The organism is Vibrio sp. SCSIO 43140, from assembly GCF_023716585.1.
Taxonomy (GTDB): Bacteria; Pseudomonadota; Gammaproteobacteria; order Enterobacterales; family Vibrionaceae; genus Vibrio; species Vibrio maritimus_B.
The window spans coordinates 1748975-1765398 of the sequence record NZ_CP071850.1 but is presented as its reverse complement, the minus strand read 5'-3'; the positions used below and the strand labels follow the sequence as shown (position 1 = coordinate 1765398).

At 44.3% G+C, this 16424-nt stretch carries 14 protein-coding genes; 1 reads left to right on the top strand and 13 read right to left on the bottom strand.

What is annotated here, in order from left to right:
- Positions 1 to 17 precede the first annotated feature (17 nt).
- From J4N45_RS08170 to ccoN, 8 genes are all read right to left on the bottom strand, one after another.
- On the bottom strand, positions 18 to 692 hold the full coding sequence (locus J4N45_RS08170) for a sulfite exporter TauE/SafE family protein (protein WP_252014474.1): 675 nt from the start codon (positions 690 to 692) through the stop codon (positions 18 to 20).
- Entirely contained in the window at positions 682 to 885 is a 204-nt protein-coding gene (gene ccoS / locus J4N45_RS08165; RefSeq protein ID WP_252014472.1) for a cbb3-type cytochrome oxidase assembly protein CcoS, read from the bottom strand. Before ccoS ends, J4N45_RS08170 begins: the two co-directional genes overlap by 11 nt.
- 1 nt (position 886) lies before the next feature.
- A complete protein-coding gene (locus J4N45_RS08160; RefSeq protein WP_252014471.1) occupies positions 887 to 3256 on the bottom strand; it encodes a heavy metal translocating P-type ATPase in 2370 nt (789 codons plus the stop codon).
- A 3-nt stretch (positions 3257 to 3259) separates the two neighbouring features.
- Complete coding sequence (locus tag J4N45_RS08155) at positions 3260 to 3739, bottom strand: FixH family protein (RefSeq protein ID WP_252014470.1); 480 nt, start codon at positions 3737 to 3739, stop codon at positions 3260 to 3262.
- Positions 3740 to 3828: 89 nt separating this feature from the next.
- A complete protein-coding gene (gene ccoP, locus J4N45_RS08150) occupies positions 3829 to 4803 on the bottom strand; it encodes a cytochrome-c oxidase, cbb3-type subunit III (RefSeq protein ID WP_128648507.1) in 975 nt (324 codons plus the stop codon).
- Positions 4803 to 4979, bottom strand: coding sequence for a cbb3-type cytochrome oxidase subunit 3 (locus J4N45_RS08145; protein WP_128648508.1), 177 nt, complete (start codon positions 4977 to 4979; stop codon positions 4803 to 4805). Before J4N45_RS08145 ends, ccoP begins: the two co-directional genes overlap by 1 nt.
- A 10-nt stretch (positions 4980 to 4989) precedes the next feature.
- A complete protein-coding gene (gene ccoO / locus J4N45_RS08140) occupies positions 4990 to 5610 on the bottom strand; it encodes a cytochrome-c oxidase, cbb3-type subunit II (protein WP_006074497.1) in 621 nt (206 codons plus the stop codon).
- Between the two features lie 11 nt (positions 5611 to 5621).
- Positions 5622 to 7049: a cytochrome-c oxidase, cbb3-type subunit I gene (gene ccoN, locus J4N45_RS08135; protein WP_042473011.1), complete on the bottom strand. Its 1428-nt coding sequence runs from the start codon at positions 7047 to 7049 to the stop codon at positions 5622 to 5624.
- A 259-nt stretch (positions 7050 to 7308) separates the two neighbouring features.
- Here ccoN and J4N45_RS08130 point away from each other — a divergent pair, with 259 nt between their 5' ends.
- Entirely contained in the window at positions 7309 to 7665 is a 357-nt protein-coding gene (locus J4N45_RS08130) for a hypothetical protein (RefSeq protein ID WP_252014469.1), read from the top strand.
- A 26-nt stretch (positions 7666 to 7691) separates the two neighbouring features.
- On the opposite strand, the gene J4N45_RS08125 is transcribed toward J4N45_RS08130, so the two are convergent.
- From J4N45_RS08125 to J4N45_RS08105, 5 genes are read right to left on the bottom strand one after another with little or no spacing between them, the layout of a single operon-like run.
- Positions 7692 to 9836, bottom strand: coding sequence for an ATP-binding cassette domain-containing protein (locus tag J4N45_RS08125; protein ID WP_234496018.1), 2145 nt, complete (start codon positions 9834 to 9836; stop codon positions 7692 to 7694).
- On the bottom strand, positions 9833 to 11461 hold the full coding sequence (locus tag J4N45_RS08120; protein ID WP_252014467.1) for an ABC transporter transmembrane domain-containing protein: 1629 nt from the start codon (positions 11459 to 11461) through the stop codon (positions 9833 to 9835). The genes J4N45_RS08125 and J4N45_RS08120 overlap by 4 nt, the downstream gene beginning before the upstream one ends.
- Before the next feature lie 17 nt (positions 11462 to 11478).
- Positions 11479 to 12861 carry a TolC family protein gene (locus J4N45_RS08115; RefSeq protein WP_252014466.1) on the bottom strand — a complete coding sequence of 461 codons (1383 nt, stop codon included), beginning with the start codon at positions 12859 to 12861 and terminating at the stop codon, positions 11479 to 11481.
- Entirely contained in the window at positions 12836 to 15070 is a 2235-nt protein-coding gene (locus J4N45_RS08110) for an ATP-binding response regulator (protein ID WP_252014465.1), read from the bottom strand. The genes J4N45_RS08115 and J4N45_RS08110 overlap by 26 nt, the downstream gene beginning before the upstream one ends.
- Positions 15071 to 15073: 3 nt before the next feature.
- Positions 15074 to 16420 (bottom strand): HlyD family type I secretion periplasmic adaptor subunit, encoded by a 1347-nt coding sequence (locus tag J4N45_RS08105; RefSeq protein ID WP_252014464.1) that lies wholly within the window; start codon positions 16418 to 16420, stop codon positions 15074 to 15076.
- Positions 16421 to 16424 lie beyond the last annotated feature (4 nt).

Sequence of the window (16424 nt, the reverse complement as noted above, 5' to 3'; positions counted from 1 at the left end):
GATAAAACAATCATCTATTAGTTTGCGCTAAAAATCATCACTGATTCGTAACCTGTATATATGCCATAAACAAGTATCGAAACAGCAGCGATGTTGCGAAAAATGAGTGAATTTTGCAGGGATTTTAATTTTGTAGCGCTTGTTCCAACAAGCAGCATCGCGGGTAGGGTACCCAAGCCAAACGCCAGCATTGTGGCCGCACCACCGAACGCGCTTCCAGACACCGCTGCCCAAGTTAAAACCGAGTATACAAGGCCGCAAGGCAGCCAGCCCCACAGAAAACCAAACGGTATCGCGTAGGTACTATGTTTTAGAGGAAGTAGTTTGTTCGCAATAGGTGATACTCGCTTCCATAGCGACTGTCCCAATTTTTCAACCATGAGCAAACCGTTCCACCATCGCCCGACATAAAATGCCAGAAGCACCATAAAGAATGCGGCGATGATACGAACAAATGCAAGTGCATGATTAAACTGAGAAAGCGATGCAATCCCTGCAATCGTTCCACCTACCACACTACCTATGAACGAATAACTTAGCAAACGCCCGAGGTTGTAATTAACAATAAGTGCAGTAGGGGTTTTATTCGATTGTCCTATGGAAAGCAGGGAAGCTATTCCTCCACACATCCCCATACAATGACCAGCGCCCAGAAGACCGACAGTAAAAGCACCGATGAGGTCAAGATTCACTCTCGTTTCCTTCTTTGGTCTTCTCTTGTTTACGCTGTTGATGCGTAGCCTCGGTCTCTTCATCGAACAAGATGTTGTGACCTTGACGTTCTAAATCTTCAAACTGCTCGCTTTTCACTGCCCATAAGAAGATCGCGACCGCCACGCATACAAGCACAATAGCAATGGGGATGAGAATATAGATACTTTCCACGTTACTTACCTTCTTCTTTTAGCAAGCGTAGCGAGTTTGACACCACGATAATTGAACTACCAGACATGCCGACTACTGCTATGTAAGGTGCAACCAGGCCGGCAACCGCGAGCGGTAGAATGAGAAGATTATACCCTAAAGACCACGCAAGGTTCTCTCGAATAATCTTGCGAGTTCTTAAAGCAAGTTCGCGGGCTGTCAAAATCTTATCGAGTCGGTCACCGAGCAGTACCAAATCGGCAGACGCTTTTGCTACGTCCGTACCACCACCCATCGCAATAGAGAGGTGAGCCCCTGCTAAAGTAGGCGCATCGTTAATGCCATCACCAATCATCATTGTTACGTCTGAGCTGTCCAAAGACTTCAAATAATCAAGCTTGTCGCTCGGAGAAGCGCTAGCCACTACGTTATCAATACCAACACTATCAGCTACAGGCTTGGCATTTGCTAACGTGTCACCAGTTAATAGCGTTGTCTTAACGCCAGCTGCACGCATTTTGTTGATAAAGTCTGCCGCTTCTTTACGAATGGGATCGCGATACTCGAAGGTTGCAACGTGTGTGTTATTTATTGACATATAAACACTGTTTCGAGCGTCATCTTCTCTGCCTAATACAAAAAGCGCATTACCTATCTTCACAGAGTCAGAATCCACCATTCCTTTAAGACCTGAGCCGATAACATTCTCGACGTCGCTGACTTCTACATTTCGGTCTAGATAAGGTTTGAATGCACGCGCAATAGGGTGGTTTGCATGGCTCTCAATGGAGGCGGCAATTTTCAGCAACTGACTTTCTTCAAACCCACCCAGAACAGTCGTTTTAGCAATCTCAATATCACCATGCGTCAATGTACCGGTTTTATCGACCACCAAATGATTTACTTTACACAGCGTTTCGAAGACATGACCGCGTCGCGACAAGATCCCTAAGGTGCCCATTCTCGAGCTCGAACACGTAATTGCGGTAGGGGTCGCAAGAGATAAGGCACAAGGGCACGTCGCGACCAATACAGATAGCATTATCCAGAATGCATCATCTGGTTTGCTTTGATGCCAGAAGAACCAGGTGCCGGCCGCTATGATTAGGATAATGGCAACGAAGTAGCGGGCAACAATGTCCGCGATCTCAGCGATTTTAGGCTTACTAAGCTGAGCTTCATCTTGCAAGCGAACGATGCTGGAGATCATCGAATCTGCTTTAGTTGAACGCACCTCTAAATCAAATGCTTCGTCTCCATTGAGCGTACCTGCATAAACAAAGTCGTCTTTGTTTTTTACGACAGGTAGCGACTCACCCGTAAGCATGGATTCATCGATATGAATACGACCATTAAGCACAACGCCGTCTGCTGGAATATGTTCTCCGGGTAGGACTTTAATCTGATCACCAATCTGTAGAGATTTTACCGGAACTTGGTCGCCATTAAGTTTATTGGCGATAGCGGGAATAAGCTTTAATAAGTTCCCACTTGCCGCCGCAGCTTTACGGCGAGCACGCATTTCCAAATAACGTCCAACCAATAAGAAAAAGGTGAACATAGAAATCGATTCAAAGAACACTTCGCCTTTTTCTGCCACCGTCGCAACAAGGCTAGCGACGTAAGCGAGGATCAACGCAATGGAGACGGGGACATCCATCCCAAGCGTACGGCCTTTAATACTGCGCCATGCATTGATGTAGAAGGGTAGCGCAGAATATAAAAGAACCGGCGTAGCAAAGATCAAACTAACCCAACGGAAGTAGTTTTTGAACTCGGGTTCTAAATCACCGAACACTTCAAGGTACAGGGCAACGGCAAGCATCATGACCTGCATGGTTGCAAGGCCCGCAATACCTAATCGATATAGATATTGCTTCATGGTCGCGTGGTAAGCCGCTTCTTGCTTATCTGCCTCGAACGGTGCGGCTTTATAGCCAAGAGCATGAATAGAAGAGAGGAGTTGGCTAAGTTGCGTCTTGGTTTTATCCCACTGAAGCAAAGCCCGATTAGTCGTGGTGTTTACGCGTATAGAGACAACACCCGGCTCTACTGTCATTCGTTTTTCAATCAACCAAGCACAGGCGGCACAGGAAACACCTTCTAGTGACAACGTCACTTCTTTTGTGTCCTCGTGGTTCCTCACAAACTCAGCTTGTACGTCCTCGTTGTCGTAATGAATTAATGACCGCAATTGTTCTGGAACGAGATCTGCTTTCTCGGCAGGTGCCGTTCGATATTGATAGTAGGACACAAGGCCGCTATCAACGATGGTTTGAGCCACGCTTTCGCAGCCAGGACAACACATGTCCCGCTGCTCTCCTAAGATATCTACGCTGAAGTTCGTGTTGGCTGGTACATCTTCACCGCAGTGATAACACGTCTTACACATAATCTAATCTAACAACACTACATCGGTTTCAGTTGGGAAAGTGACTCGTCCTTGCACCATCCATGCTTGGTCATGTGGCTGAAGCTCTACAAACCATGGCCCTTGCACTTCATGATCAAGCACAAGACGATACGTACCTCGAGCATCGGCAGTAAGCAGTTTTTCGAAGTCTCTATCTGGTAATGTGCGGTGTGTAAAGGTAGCAGTTAGGGCAGGAAAGTGGGGCAGCTGACCTTTTTGAAGGGTAATAAGAATCGTGTCGCCTGAAGATGAAACGGTAGCATTTAACCCCATTTCTTTAGCGACATTAATCTTGGTTAGGTCGACGTTAATTCCCTTACCTTTTTTATAATAATCCTCAGCAACAAGGTTAACTTTGTTGTCCAGTAACAGGGAAATCCTGTAGAAGGTAGCAATCACAACGACTAGCGGCAACGCGATCAGGAACCACGGCCAAAATTGTTTATACCAAGGCTTTATCATAAAAAAGTTCTCAACAACTGACTAAGAAAGAAATTATAATTTTTCTAGAAAAGACAGCCCCTTACAAGGGGCTGTTATTGAAATGTTACTTATTTGTCGGAATTACTTAGGCTCCAAACGTACGCTGATACTAGCTGTACTTTTTCTTCACCTAAAATGTCTTTCCATGCTGGCATTACACCAGAACGACCGTTCATTACAGTCTCTGTAACGGCGGCACGAGAATCGCCAAACAACCAAACTTGGTCAGTAAGGTCAGGCGCACCAACAGCAGGGTTACCCTTACCATCAGTACCGTGACACGCAGCACAAACTACAAAGCGTGCTTTACCCGCTTCTGCTTCACGTGCGTTCACTTTACGACCAGATAGGCTGAGTGTGTAGCTAACTACTTCACGAACACCATCTTCACCTAGCGCTTCTTTCCACGCAGGCATCTGACCAATGCGACCTTGCATAACCGTAGTGACGATAGCTTCAGGCTCACCGCCGTATAGCCAAGCGTCATCCGTTAGGTTAGGGAAGCCAGTTTGACCACGAGCATCAGAACCGTGACACTGTGAGCAGTTTTGTAGGAACAGACGTTGACCTACTTTAATTGCTTCACTGTCAGCTGCAATTTCAGGGATAGGGCGCAGTGCTCCATCCGATGTCTTCGCTAGACGGTTAAATGCTTCGCCAAAGTACGCTTCTGCATCATCAAGCTCTTTCGCATACTGGACAAGCGTTTTGTTTTGCTGCGCAGCGGCGATTGAGGCTTTTGACTCTTCAATTGAGCGTACTGTTTGGTCAGAACTTTGCCAACCTAGTAAGCCTTTATAGTTGCCCAGACCTGGGTACATTGCAAGGTATATGGCTGCGAAGATAAATGTACCAACAAACAAATAAGTCCACCACTTAGGTAGTGGGTTGTTCAGTTCACGAATACCATCGTACTCGTGCCCCATATCTTCACCTTCTTCGACACCCATTTTGTCGCGAACACACCAATACAGGATGGCTGCACAACCAAGCAACGTACCGACTGTGATGACAATAATCCATAGACTCCAGAATGTAGTCATTACTTAGTCACTCCTTTTTCTTCGGAGGTAGGTTCCTTTTGCTCGTCGGCAAACACTAAGTTTGCATCTTCTTCAAATCGTGCTTTGCGGCTTTTGCCAAAGGCCCACCACACAACACCAAAAAAGCTAACGAACAAAACTATGGTCCAAATACTGTGAATAGTACCGATATCCATAAGCCCCTCCTTATTTCATCGCATGGCCTAAAGATTGAAGATAAGCAATGATGGCATCCATCTCTGTCTTACCTTCTACGTCTTTAGATGCGTTTGCGATTTGCTCATCCGTGTATGGAACACCAAATTGGTTACGGAAGATCTCAAGTTTCTTCTGTGTCAATTTGCCATCCAGTACGTTTTCCTCTAGCCAAGGGAAACCTGGCATGTTTGATTCAGGAACCAACTCGCGAGGATCGATTAGGTGAACACGATGCCACTCATCAGAGTAACGTCCGCCTACACGGGCGAGGTCTGGACCAGTACGCTTAGAACCCCATAGGAATGGGTGTTCCCAAACGCTTTCACCAGCCACAGAGTAGTGACCGTAACGCTCAGTTTCTGAACGGAAAGGACGGATCATTTGGCTGTGACATACGTTACAACCTTCACGAATGTAGATATCGCGACCTTCCATTTCTAGTGCACTGTACGCACGTAGGTTTTTCACAGGTTCAGTGGTTTGCTTTTGGAAAATCAACGGTGTGATTTCAACAAGTGCACCCAAGCTGATTGCAAATACGATTAAGATAGCCAGTAAGCCAACGTTACGTTCAACGACTTCATGGCGATTGTTAGAGTTTGAGCTCATCTTTAATCTCCTTAAGCCGGTTGAGGGATAGCTTTCAAGCTACCTTTGGTTGCTGTTACTGTCTTATACGTGTTGTATGCCATTAAGAACATACCCGCTAAGAAGATGAAGCCGCCAACGAAACGAACGAAGTAGAACGGGTAGGACGCTTGTACAGATTCAACGAAGCTGTAAGTTAGCGTACCGTCCGAGTTAACTGCACGCCACATCAGACCTTGCATTACACCAGAAATCCACATTGCAACGATGTACAGAACGGTACCGATAGTTGCTAGCCAGAAGTGGGTGTTAATAAGGCCTACAGAGTACATACGCTCTTGACCGAATAGACGAGGTACTAGGTGGTAGACAGAACCGATAGATACCATCGCAACCCAACCTAGAGCACCCGAGTGTACGTGACCGATTGTCCAGTCTGTGTAGTGAGATAGTGCGTTGACTGTCTTAATAGACATCATCGGACCTTCAAACGTTGACATACCGTAGAACGATAGAGAAACGATCAAGAAACGAAGAATTGGGTCGTAACGCAGCTTATGCCAAGCACCAGACAGTGTCATGATACCGTTGATCATACCACCCCACGAAGGCGCGAATAGAACCAAAGACATCACCATACCTAGAGACTGAGTCCAGTCTGGTAGCGCTGTATAGTGTAGGTGGTGAGGACCAGCCCAGATATACAGAGAGACAAGCGCCCAGAAGTGAACGATCGATAGACGGTAAGAGTAAACAGGACGTTCAGCTTGCTTTGGTACGAAGTAGTACATCATACCCAAGAAACCGGCTGTAAGAAGGAAACCTACCGCGTTATGGCCGTACCACCATTGAACCATCGCATCGACAGCACCTGAATAGACGGAGTACGACTTACCCATCGATACAGGAATCGCCATGCTGTTCACAATGTGAAGAACAGCGACGGTGATGATGAACGCACCAAAGAACCAGTTCGCTACATAGATATGTGACGTTTTACGCTTGATGAGCGTTCCGAAGAACACAATAGCGTAAGACACCCATACCACTGCAATAGCGATATCGATTGGCCATTCTAATTCTGCATACTCTTTACCTGAGGTAAAACCTAACGGCAGAGTAATTGCAGCGGCTAAAATAATTGCTTGCCATCCCCAAAAGGTGAATGCGACAAGAGGGCCTCCAAATAATCTCGTTTGACAGGTACGCTGCACAACATAATAAGACGTTGCAAACAGAGCACTGGTACCAAACGCAAAGATTACCGCATTAGTATGCAAAGGACGTAAACGACTGTACGTCAACCACGGCGTATCAAAGTTGAGCTGTGGCCAAACTAATTGAGCGGCAATCAAAACACCTACTGCCATACCAACAATACCCCAGAGAATCGTCACTAATGTGAACTGGCGTACGACGGTATAGTTGTAGACTTGTTCAAGCTGCTTTTCTTGGCTCATTAACATGCTTCCAATTTTCTAATTAACTACACTTTACTTCCAACACGACACATGTCGTAATGCTACCCAACCCATCAAAAGAACTAACGCTTAATCAAAACGTTACTTCTCTTGCCGGATTTAACAAAAAGTAGCATTTTCAAGCGACAATAATACTTCAATTAACAAATCAAGAACAGGGTAGTAACCTTACCCTTGGTTGGGTTTTTGACCATTTATTTCAAAACTTTGAAGTTTGTTACACGGAGAACTCGTAACAATGGCAGCTCAGAAGCTAACAAAAGCAAGGCTTGTACAAATAATCGTCATGATGACGGTGTTAATTACGGCATTTAGCTACCGCACCATGACCCACTCTGATGGGAAAGTAGTCAACTGTGAGGCAAATGAGCCTTGCGCGGTAAGTGTTGGGGAAAAAACCATCACATTTTTGTATCAAGGTGATTCAAAAGTGCTAAGCGTCACAAAATCAAAAGATTTAACAATTGACGTCCAAAATATTGAGACTGTGTTAAATGAATCGTCTAAAGAATCGACAATTCATGGGGTAAATCTTCCAGCAGAGATCAAAGTTACCGACAGAAATGGCGAATCCGTTCTAGTTCAATATCAGTAACCTTAGTTGGATATCTACTGCGATTTTTAGCCCATGGTAGCCATAACTTTGTCCGGAAGGCCAAAGTATTTTTGGTTACCATCGGGTTCAAGTAGCAGACAATGAGTAGAGCTTGTGATCAACGCCGGATCCATTGTGGTATAAACCACCGTCTTGTCCTTGAGTGCACCACTAAATAGCCTATTCAGATAGCTCGCATGTTCATTCTCTACACCGACAAAAGGCTCATCGATAATGAACAAGTTCTGAGACATATCTCCTAGTCCTATCGCAATTCTCAGACGCTGAATAACGCCGCTCGGCATATTCTTTAGTACTTCGGTATTGAGGTTGCTATCTAGTCCATCTGGGAACCATTTATGAAGTTCTAATAACTTAAAGGTGTAGAGCATCTGGTCAGTAGAGACGACGCCGTTATGCAGAACATAGTTAGAGCGAATTGACCCCTCGAACAAATGCATATCAAATGGTATGAAGTTGATGGCTTTTCGATATCGAAAGTTGTTGAACTGCTTGATGTTGTAGCCATCGATGTAGACAGCACCTTGATAACGCTCTTCTAATCCAGCGATAACCATAAGTAAGGTGGTTTTTCCGCTACCGGCAGGACCCGAGATGGCGGTTTTGCTGCCAGGCGCAAGCTTGAAACCAAGATTAGTCAAACCTGTTTGAGCACCTTGATAACGATGGGTAATCCCGCTGCCAACCACCTCACCATAAAATTTGCGAATAGGTGGGCTTTTTTCAAGAGAAGTCTTGTCGTCGTTTAGTGACATCAACGCATTAATTTGCGCTGCAGAGGATTTAATTGTTTGGAACTTGGTGATTGAGTTGTATATACCCATGATAGGTCCCAGCGCCTTCCAAACCAGTATGACTGTCGCCAGCATAGCACCAGCATCTGAATTCCCATCCATCACTGTGATAACGGCAGTCACGATAGAGGCGGTACCGATTGCTTGAATAAGCCCGCCACCAATAGCTTGAATCTTACTGTTGGTCATCGCGACGTGAGCGGCGTCATTTGAGCTTTGCTCGTGCGACGCGTTAAAGCGCGACTGGATAACTCTCAGAAGCGGAAGACCTTGAATTGTATTGATGCCTCTTAGTAACTCATTCCACTGATAAGAGACCATCGCATTGGCTCGAGAACTATTCGCGGTTGCTTGAGAGTAGATGTAACGTGAATAGATACAGAACACGATCATTAACAATATGCCTGCAAGCACTGTTAGCGCGGCATAACCTGATAGGATCGTCACGGCCAATATGAATATGACGATAAACGGCATATCAAAGTAACTTAATGTTGCCTCTGCTGTGACCAATTTTCGGAACTGGTCTATATCCTTTAGACGCGCTAACTGGGACGATACGCCGGCAGAGGAAGTCATAGAGTAGGGAAGCCACAATAGTTTAGATATGACGTTACGTGATATGTGTACTGCTAAGTCTTGTCCTGAAGTGGCAAGGATATTCATCCGTACCTTTTTAACCGCATACTCAGCAAAACCGAGAAACACGGCAAATAAGGTTAGCCAATATAGCGTTGGCTCAGAGCTAGACGCTAGAGCGAAATTGTATACGCTCATGATAAAGAAGGGCTGCAACGCACCAAAGATATTGATCACCAAGGATAGAAAGACAAGACTCTTAAATTCATCGTTGTAGCGATAGAAAGCGTACTTTATCCAGTTCGACTTATCTTGAGACTCCGGCGGTGGTTCACGGAACAGTTTTGAGTACTCAGAGATCACCGTTGTAGAGAACGCTTTTCCCTCCAAAGGGATGGTCACACTATTATTGTTTTTATAGTCGAACAGGGTGCCTTGTCCATTTTCAACAGACATCAATACAGCTTCAAGTTTATCTAGCTCTATAAAGCAAGGCAGATGAAGGGAGCCGATATCCTCCAACGTCGCTTTATCTTGTTTTGTTGTTCTACATTGATAACCCAATCGAGTCAGCGTCGATTCAAACCCCTCTACGTCCTTCTCTCCAGGTATAAACGCATCAGATAATAGTTCTGGTGTTCCTTCCCATTCCATCGCGATCAGGGTGTAGGCCAAACCTCTTAATAGAGGGGAATGACTGTATCGTTCCTGAAATTGAGCAGACTCAAAATCATGTAAACGCTCAGAGATGTTGTTAAAGTCGACAAGTATACTCATGCAGCCACCATCTCGTTGGTCAGACGAATCGATTTGAGACCGTACTTCTTACTGTCTAGTTTATTACTGACAATCAGAAGAAATTGCTGATTCGCTTTCGGTACCAGACTTGATATCACTCGCTCTCCGAATGCAGAGTCGAACACGGTGTCGATATCATCAAGAATCAAGACTTGCTTTTGGCTCAGCATGGCGCGGACAATGAGTAAAGCGTATTGAACCTGACGAGAGACTGGCGCATTCTTATGACCCGTTAACTGGGTGTAGAAACCGTCGGTCAATGCATCAATTTCACTCTTGATACCTAGGTTTTTACACAAGGTAAACGCTGCGCTATTTAGGATAGGTCGAAAGCAAGTGAGGTTATCTATGATGGTTCCTTCAACAAATGTACTGTGCGAATCGACACGATGCACTGCCTCTCTCCAAAAGTGATAGTGAAGACTTTCCAGCGGCCTACCACTCACCAATATTTGCGAAGAGTCGCAAACAATATCGCGTGTCAGGCAACGAGTAATATGACTCTTACCTGTTCCAGAGTTACCTTTAATGACCGTTGGTTTTCCCAACTCAAACAGCATCCGCTGCCCAGAAGCAAGCTTGACCTCAATATTATCTCCAACGCCTTGGATAGGAATGAGCTTAGAATCCGACTCAGTAGGGGTGTTCACATCTCTTTGCTGTTTGTACTCTAGCTCTAACAGCTCAGTGACATTCTCTATGTGTAGTTTGTTGAGTTTCCAACGACCTATGGTTCTCATTACTTGCTGATAGGGAGCGAAATATCGGTTAGTCAGCATAATGATGGCGGCCATCACACCTTGACTTGCCTCAAGGTTTATCACGGAAACCGCGAGTAGGACGACGACACAGGCTATAGAAAGCTGTTGAATAAGCGCGAGCACTAGGTTGAACTCAGACTCTAAGTTTTCATACTCGATGTTTTTCTTTTCTCGAACCCGAACCATTTCTGTCATCAGGCTTTCGAGGCGGTATTCCATGGTGCGACTTTTGTTGTCCAATGGGCTAGAGACAATCTCAATGATCTTTGAGTTGGTGAGTCCTTCTATTTCTGACTTTTCTTCCAAAGTCTGTATCTTTTTGTCTGAGATTCGACGTGCAGCGTAGTAGAGCACAAGAGATGCCACTATAAGAGTTAAACCGGCCCCGAAATTAATGAGTCCAATGATGACGATTGTGATAATACTGACAACCGCATTGATAGCAGCTCGAACAGTTTCGCCACCAAAGAAGCTTTTTATCTCAGGAATCGTTGAAATACGCTCAAGATACTGACCTGGCTCTAAACGATTAAACTTACTAATTTCGGCTAAACAGACAGATTTAAAGACTCGATTCGTTAAATCACTTTCAAAGTCTTTCATTAACGTTGAGGTAATCACTTCCTCTTGTTTTTTGAGCAAATAATCAAGAAATATCGCTACGAGTATTATCGCGAATAGCAGGGATAGGGTGTCCTTGGCTTGATTGGGAAGCACTCGGTCAAAAATAATCAATATTGAGAAAGGCAACACTAATGCAAACAGTGTCGACATTATCGTCGAAAACGTTAGATACAAGGTATCGGCTGCGGTAATTCTCTGTTTGAAGTGTTCATTGCTCATGCTAGTCGTTTCCTAAATCAGTTCTTTAGGTGCTCGGGTATTACGTCGCTCTCACGAATTGTCGAGGCGTTGACCATAAGATCCATGATTTTCTCAATACTTAATGGAGATAGATTTCCAACGGTCTTGTCCAACCGTATCGACTCAATAACATAGTCATACTTTGCACTCTCATAATCCCTTATGGCATTAAATAGCTTACTCTCCGCTGCTAGAAGGTCGGTTAGGGTGCGAGTCCCTAATTCGTATGCTCTCTTGATCCCATTGTAGGAAGAATAATTAGCGCGAATAATATTTTCGAAGGTGAAGATGGATTGAGAAAAGTCGTTAATGTTAAGAACAGACGTTTCTAGATCGTTCTTAACGGTATTCCTGGTATCTAACAGAAGTAACTCATTCCGCTCTATCGTCTTTTCGTTCTTTTTATAGGCATAGTAATCCGAACCGCCCGTTGTAATCGGCACAGTAAGTGTCAAACCGAGTGATTTAGAATCACTGATACCCGTTGCACCTGGTGTAGTGATCGGATCGAAGTTATTGGTATCATCATGTCGGTAACTGGCATTGGCTGCTACGCTAGGGGCGAAATTAGAACCTGTTTCTTTTAAGGTTCTGAAACTACGCTCCAGCGTTTTTTCTGACACAATGATGTCGTTGTTGTATTGCATTGCTTGAGTGAGCAGGTCATTTCGCTTATCGAGCGTAATTTCTGCCAACAATAGACTGCGCTGCAGATCTTGTGTAGGAATAACAGGATATTGAGTTAAAAGCTCTAGAGTATTCAGTATCACATCTTTATCCTTGCCGAGAGTTCGAAGTCGGTTGGCAATCCCTTCCTTTTGCGCAACGACTTCATATAACTCGCTCGCGGCTACATTTCCTAACTCAACGTTTCGTTGCATTTGTTTGAGTCTTGCAAGAGAGGAGTCTAGTTCTGCTTTGGTAGCACGAGTTTGGGCACCATTCTTTAAAAACTCAAAGTATTGAATGGCGATCTCTTGGATGATTTCTTGCGTTTTTGCCTCGTTTTTTATCTCTTCGATATTAAAGTCGAGCTTCGCTGTACCGTATTTGTAGATATCGGCTAAGTTGAACAGGCTTTGACTCAGCGAGACACTATAACCGTGATCGTTGTAGCTGTTCGTCGTGTCATCAGCGCCACTCAATACAGTACGATTTCCGCTCCACGTGCTTGTCGCGTTTGCAGAGATTATAGGAAGAAACTTCGAACGACTAACATCAATGTTGTACGCGTTCTCTTCAACACCTTTTCGACTAGCGATAAGAGACACATTATTATTGAGGCCAATCTGAACAGCCTCTAAAAGGGTTAGCGCATATCCATTAAAGGGTAAGAGACTAACCAGAGCGACATTAACTGATCTTCTGATAGGCCACATACTTCTTGATCACCTTCAATATTTCATCACTTTTATATGGCTTACTAATAACGTAATCCATACCTGCTTCAATACACGCCTTGTGTTCTGCCACACTGGTTAATGCAGTCGCACCAATAATGGTAGAAGGCGTTGATACGTCGGTTTCTTTTTCATGTTCACGAATAAGTTTGGTAGCTTGAATGCCTCCCATACCGGGCATGATACAGTCCATAAAGATAATATCGGCACGCTGACTTTTCACCCATTCCACCGCTTCTGAGCCATCGCCAACCGTGTCTGCGTTGTACTCCTGCTTCATCAAGATACGTTTCAGCAAGAACTGTTGAACCTTGTCATCCTCAACGATCAAGAATGAGCTGTTCTCTAAGGTCTCTTCTACGGACTCTGCTTCAAGGGCTTCACGGAGGTTGGGGATGAATTCATGAGGCAGGATTGGACTAAAGAAGACCTTGTCGACAAACTCATGTGTGCTCTGGGCGAGCTCAGAGGTACTCGATAGCAAAAATAGTTTTGTGCCAGTTGCTTTGAGGCGAGAGCTCAGTGTTTTGCTGAATGGCGCTATTTGGATACCTTCGATTGCATCGGTGATAATAATTCCATCGACTTTGCTTTCTTTTGGATTGAGTCTAAATAAATCATTCGGATCTTCACTGATTTCAAATGTCGCGCCAGCAGTGGTTAAGGTCGTTGAAAGAATATCCAGCGATAGGGCACCAGAACTACAAATCACCAAGTGTTTGCCCTCTAATGTACTTGAATTAGGGGCATAGTAGCTCTGCGCTTCTAAATCAATATCAACTTGAAACAGACGCTGTTTACCAGATTCAAACCATTTGGAAGTAAAGTGACCGACATTTCCAAGAATAGACTTGGTCCACTCATCATTGCTCCCCACAGAATCCGCACGCTCTGTCCAATGAAGGGAGTCTACCTTTATCATTTTTACATTAGTGGTAGTCAGAAAAAAGAGTGACAACGTAACCCTGGATTTATCAACATCTTCAGAATTTCCCGTCTCGATTTTCAAAAGAACGTTGCGCCCACTTTGAACTTGAATCGCATTTGAGAGTTTTAGGAACAACATCCAAAACAGACTCGTTTGGTGACCAAGAACTAAGTTTGGGATACTGCCAATAAAGGCACATTCCAAAGAGAGGTCTTCACGCTGTAGCTTTGATTTAACATGAATCGTTAATTCAGACACAACGTCAAGAAAGGAGAAAGCGCTACTACTCTTATCACGCCCCTGAGACAGCAATCTATTATAGTTTTCAGCTAACTCAGAAAGCGTATTGGCAGCAGAAGTGATGTCTTGCGCAAGCACTGCTGTATTCTCATCTGCATCTTGCACTAGGTAATGAATACCGCCTTTGATGGTATTGGTAATGCCGCGAATCTCATAACCGATGAGACCGTAGAGCTGCTGATTTAGGTCGGCATCTTGTTGCTGTTTGTCCACTTTCTCATGCAAAACACGCAGTTTCGAATAGATGCTTCTTTCGACAGGATCGATATCGGTGGTATTTAGTATTTGGTCAATTTTAGGCGAGTCTAACTCGTCAAGCCTGTCGGCTAACGACTCAAAACTGTCATTCACAGACTTACGGGCTCGCACCGTCTTCTTGAGTCGATTCCACCCGCCAAGGACGACTGAGATCGCGATAATAGAGAGCAGAGGGAAAATAGCGATGATCACGTTGACTGACGTTTTCATTGTGTCCAAAACGTGTTGATGTTCCACAAAAAATAGATCATCGAAGCGGTTACGGATTTCCACATAATTCGTATTTAGAGCTTGCTTTAGTTGTCTATACTCGAGCTCACCAACATCCAATTTAGAGAAGAAACGATTAATCGCCACCTGCAAGTTACTATACTCAACAGCGCCCACTAGGCTCACTTGTTTTTTATCTAGTGCCGCTATTGCTTTGAATGAATTCAGTTCCAACAGGACATCATTTAGGTTTGCGCGTACCTCTTCACATTGCTGAGTATCAAGGCAAGAATCCAATATCAAAATGGTACGCTCTAGCTGCAAATTAAGCTGTTCGGTCTGACGAATGAGCGGAGTTGAAAAAATGGATTCGTTGTTCGAGGCAGTCAAATATTGAAAAGAGAACCAAGCCCCAATGGCAGAAAGGCATAGTAAGAATACTATGCCGAGTTTAATGATTGGGAAAGTATAAACTTTATATGGTTTCTTCATGCATCACCGCTCATCGAATGCATCCTCAATGGCTGACATCACTGGCTTAGCCGCATATTCAATGACTCGCCGGTCGCCGGTTTTAATATCGGCAGTAAACTCCATAAAGGGCGATAGGCTATATTTGGTCCCTGAACGCTCCAAGAAATCATGCTCAATGGTAATTTTTGCTAGATAGTATTCTGTTTCCTCCTCCTCATAAGACGATCGACTAATCGAAGTAATTGTACCTGGCATAAAGCCATACTTAGCAAAGTTGTAGGTATCAAACTTAAGCTTCACCTCTTGTCCGACTTCAACAAACCCCATTTCCTTTCTAGGTATTTTCGCTTCACCATGCAGACGATTATTGAGTGGGGCGATATCAGCGATACTCTCACCAGGAGGGACTACCGCCGAGCGGAAGTTAAAATGCACCTTATCTACAACGCCATCCACTGGAGAATAAACAATCAAACGATCAACTTTGTCCGAGTGCTGAGGTTGTTGGATTCTTTTGATATCGAGGTCCTTATTCGCCTGAATAATCTGAGATTGATACTCGGAGTTTCGATTGACGATCAAGTCGGTCAACTGCTTACTTAGTCGCGTGAGTTGAAAATCCTCGTTCATTAAAGACTCGTCTAAGTTTTCAATCTCACGAACCATATTAGATTCCTGAACCTTCATATTCAGCACATCAACATATGACGCCATTTCTTCTTTGTAGAGCGTTTCTTTAATTTCCAGCTGCTTTCTGATGAGCTTCAATTGATTTAGAGAGCTTACGCGCCGCTTTTTCATTGACGCGATTAACGTCTCTTTGTGCTCAATGTCATGCTGAATCAATACTTCAGCAGATACGTTCTTATCATTTTCATGTCTCCACGTAGTTTGGTTTACACGCACCAAATCAGGAAAATTACTGTACTCACTAAAGTCAGGTTCTGTTTGCGATATAAGATGCTGATATCGTAAACGGTCCATCTCAAGTTGGGCTATTTCAGTATTGGCAGTCGTTAATTGAGAGTTACGCTCGATAGCTCGGAGTCGAGCAATAGGCTGACCTTCATAAACAATATCTCCTGGTTTAACGAGCATAGAGTCTAAAATCCCCCCCTCAAGGTGCTGCACCTTCTCAATATCGGACTCAAGAAGCAGTTCCCCTCTCGAAGAAACGACGATGTCGATCCTCGCCTGAGATGCGATGATAAGTAGCACTAGAACAATGACGAATGTGAGCAGTAAGGTCTTATGCACCGTCGTCATAGCACTTTTGATTTCAACAGCTTCAACGTAATCTGACTCAGACTTTTCGCTGTTTTTTATCAGCGCGTTCTTAATGTGATGCTCGATGTTACTTTTACTCACGATC

What these genes read in the sequence shown, in the direction of transcription:
- J4N45_RS08125 (WP_234496018.1), bottom strand. Translation starts at nt 9,836, where the DNA reads ATGAGTATACTTGTCGACTTTAACAACATCTCTGAGCGTTTACATGAT.
- J4N45_RS08120 (WP_252014467.1), bottom strand. Translation starts at nt 11,461, where the DNA reads ATGAGCAATGAACACTTCAAACAGAGAATTACCGCAGCCGATACCTTG.
- J4N45_RS08145 (WP_128648508.1), bottom strand. Translation starts at nt 4,979, where the DNA reads ATGGATATCGGTACTATTCACAGTATTTGGACCATAGTTTTGTTCGTT.
- ccoP (WP_128648507.1), bottom strand. Translation starts at nt 4,803, where the DNA reads ATGACTACATTCTGGAGTCTATGGATTATTGTCATCACAGTCGGTACG.
- J4N45_RS08155 (WP_252014470.1), bottom strand. Translation starts at nt 3,739, where the DNA reads ATGATAAAGCCTTGGTATAAACAATTTTGGCCGTGGTTCCTGATCGCG.
- J4N45_RS08115 (WP_252014466.1), bottom strand. Translation starts at nt 12,861, where the DNA reads ATGTGGCCTATCAGAAGATCAGTTAATGTCGCTCTGGTTAGTCTCTTA.
- J4N45_RS08160 (WP_252014471.1), bottom strand. Translation starts at nt 3,256, where the DNA reads ATGTGTAAGACGTGTTATCACTGCGGTGAAGATGTACCAGCCAACACG.
- ccoN (WP_042473011.1), bottom strand. Translation starts at nt 7,049, where the DNA reads ATGAGCCAAGAAAAGCAGCTTGAACAAGTCTACAACTATACCGTCGTA.
- ccoO (WP_006074497.1), bottom strand. Translation starts at nt 5,610, where the DNA reads ATGAGCTCAAACTCTAACAATCGCCATGAAGTCGTTGAACGTAACGTT.
- J4N45_RS08130 (WP_252014469.1), top strand. Translation starts at nt 7,309, where the DNA reads ATGGCAGCTCAGAAGCTAACAAAAGCAAGGCTTGTACAAATAATCGTC.
- J4N45_RS08110 (WP_252014465.1), bottom strand. Translation starts at nt 15,070, where the DNA reads ATGAAGAAACCATATAAAGTTTATACTTTCCCAATCATTAAACTCGGC.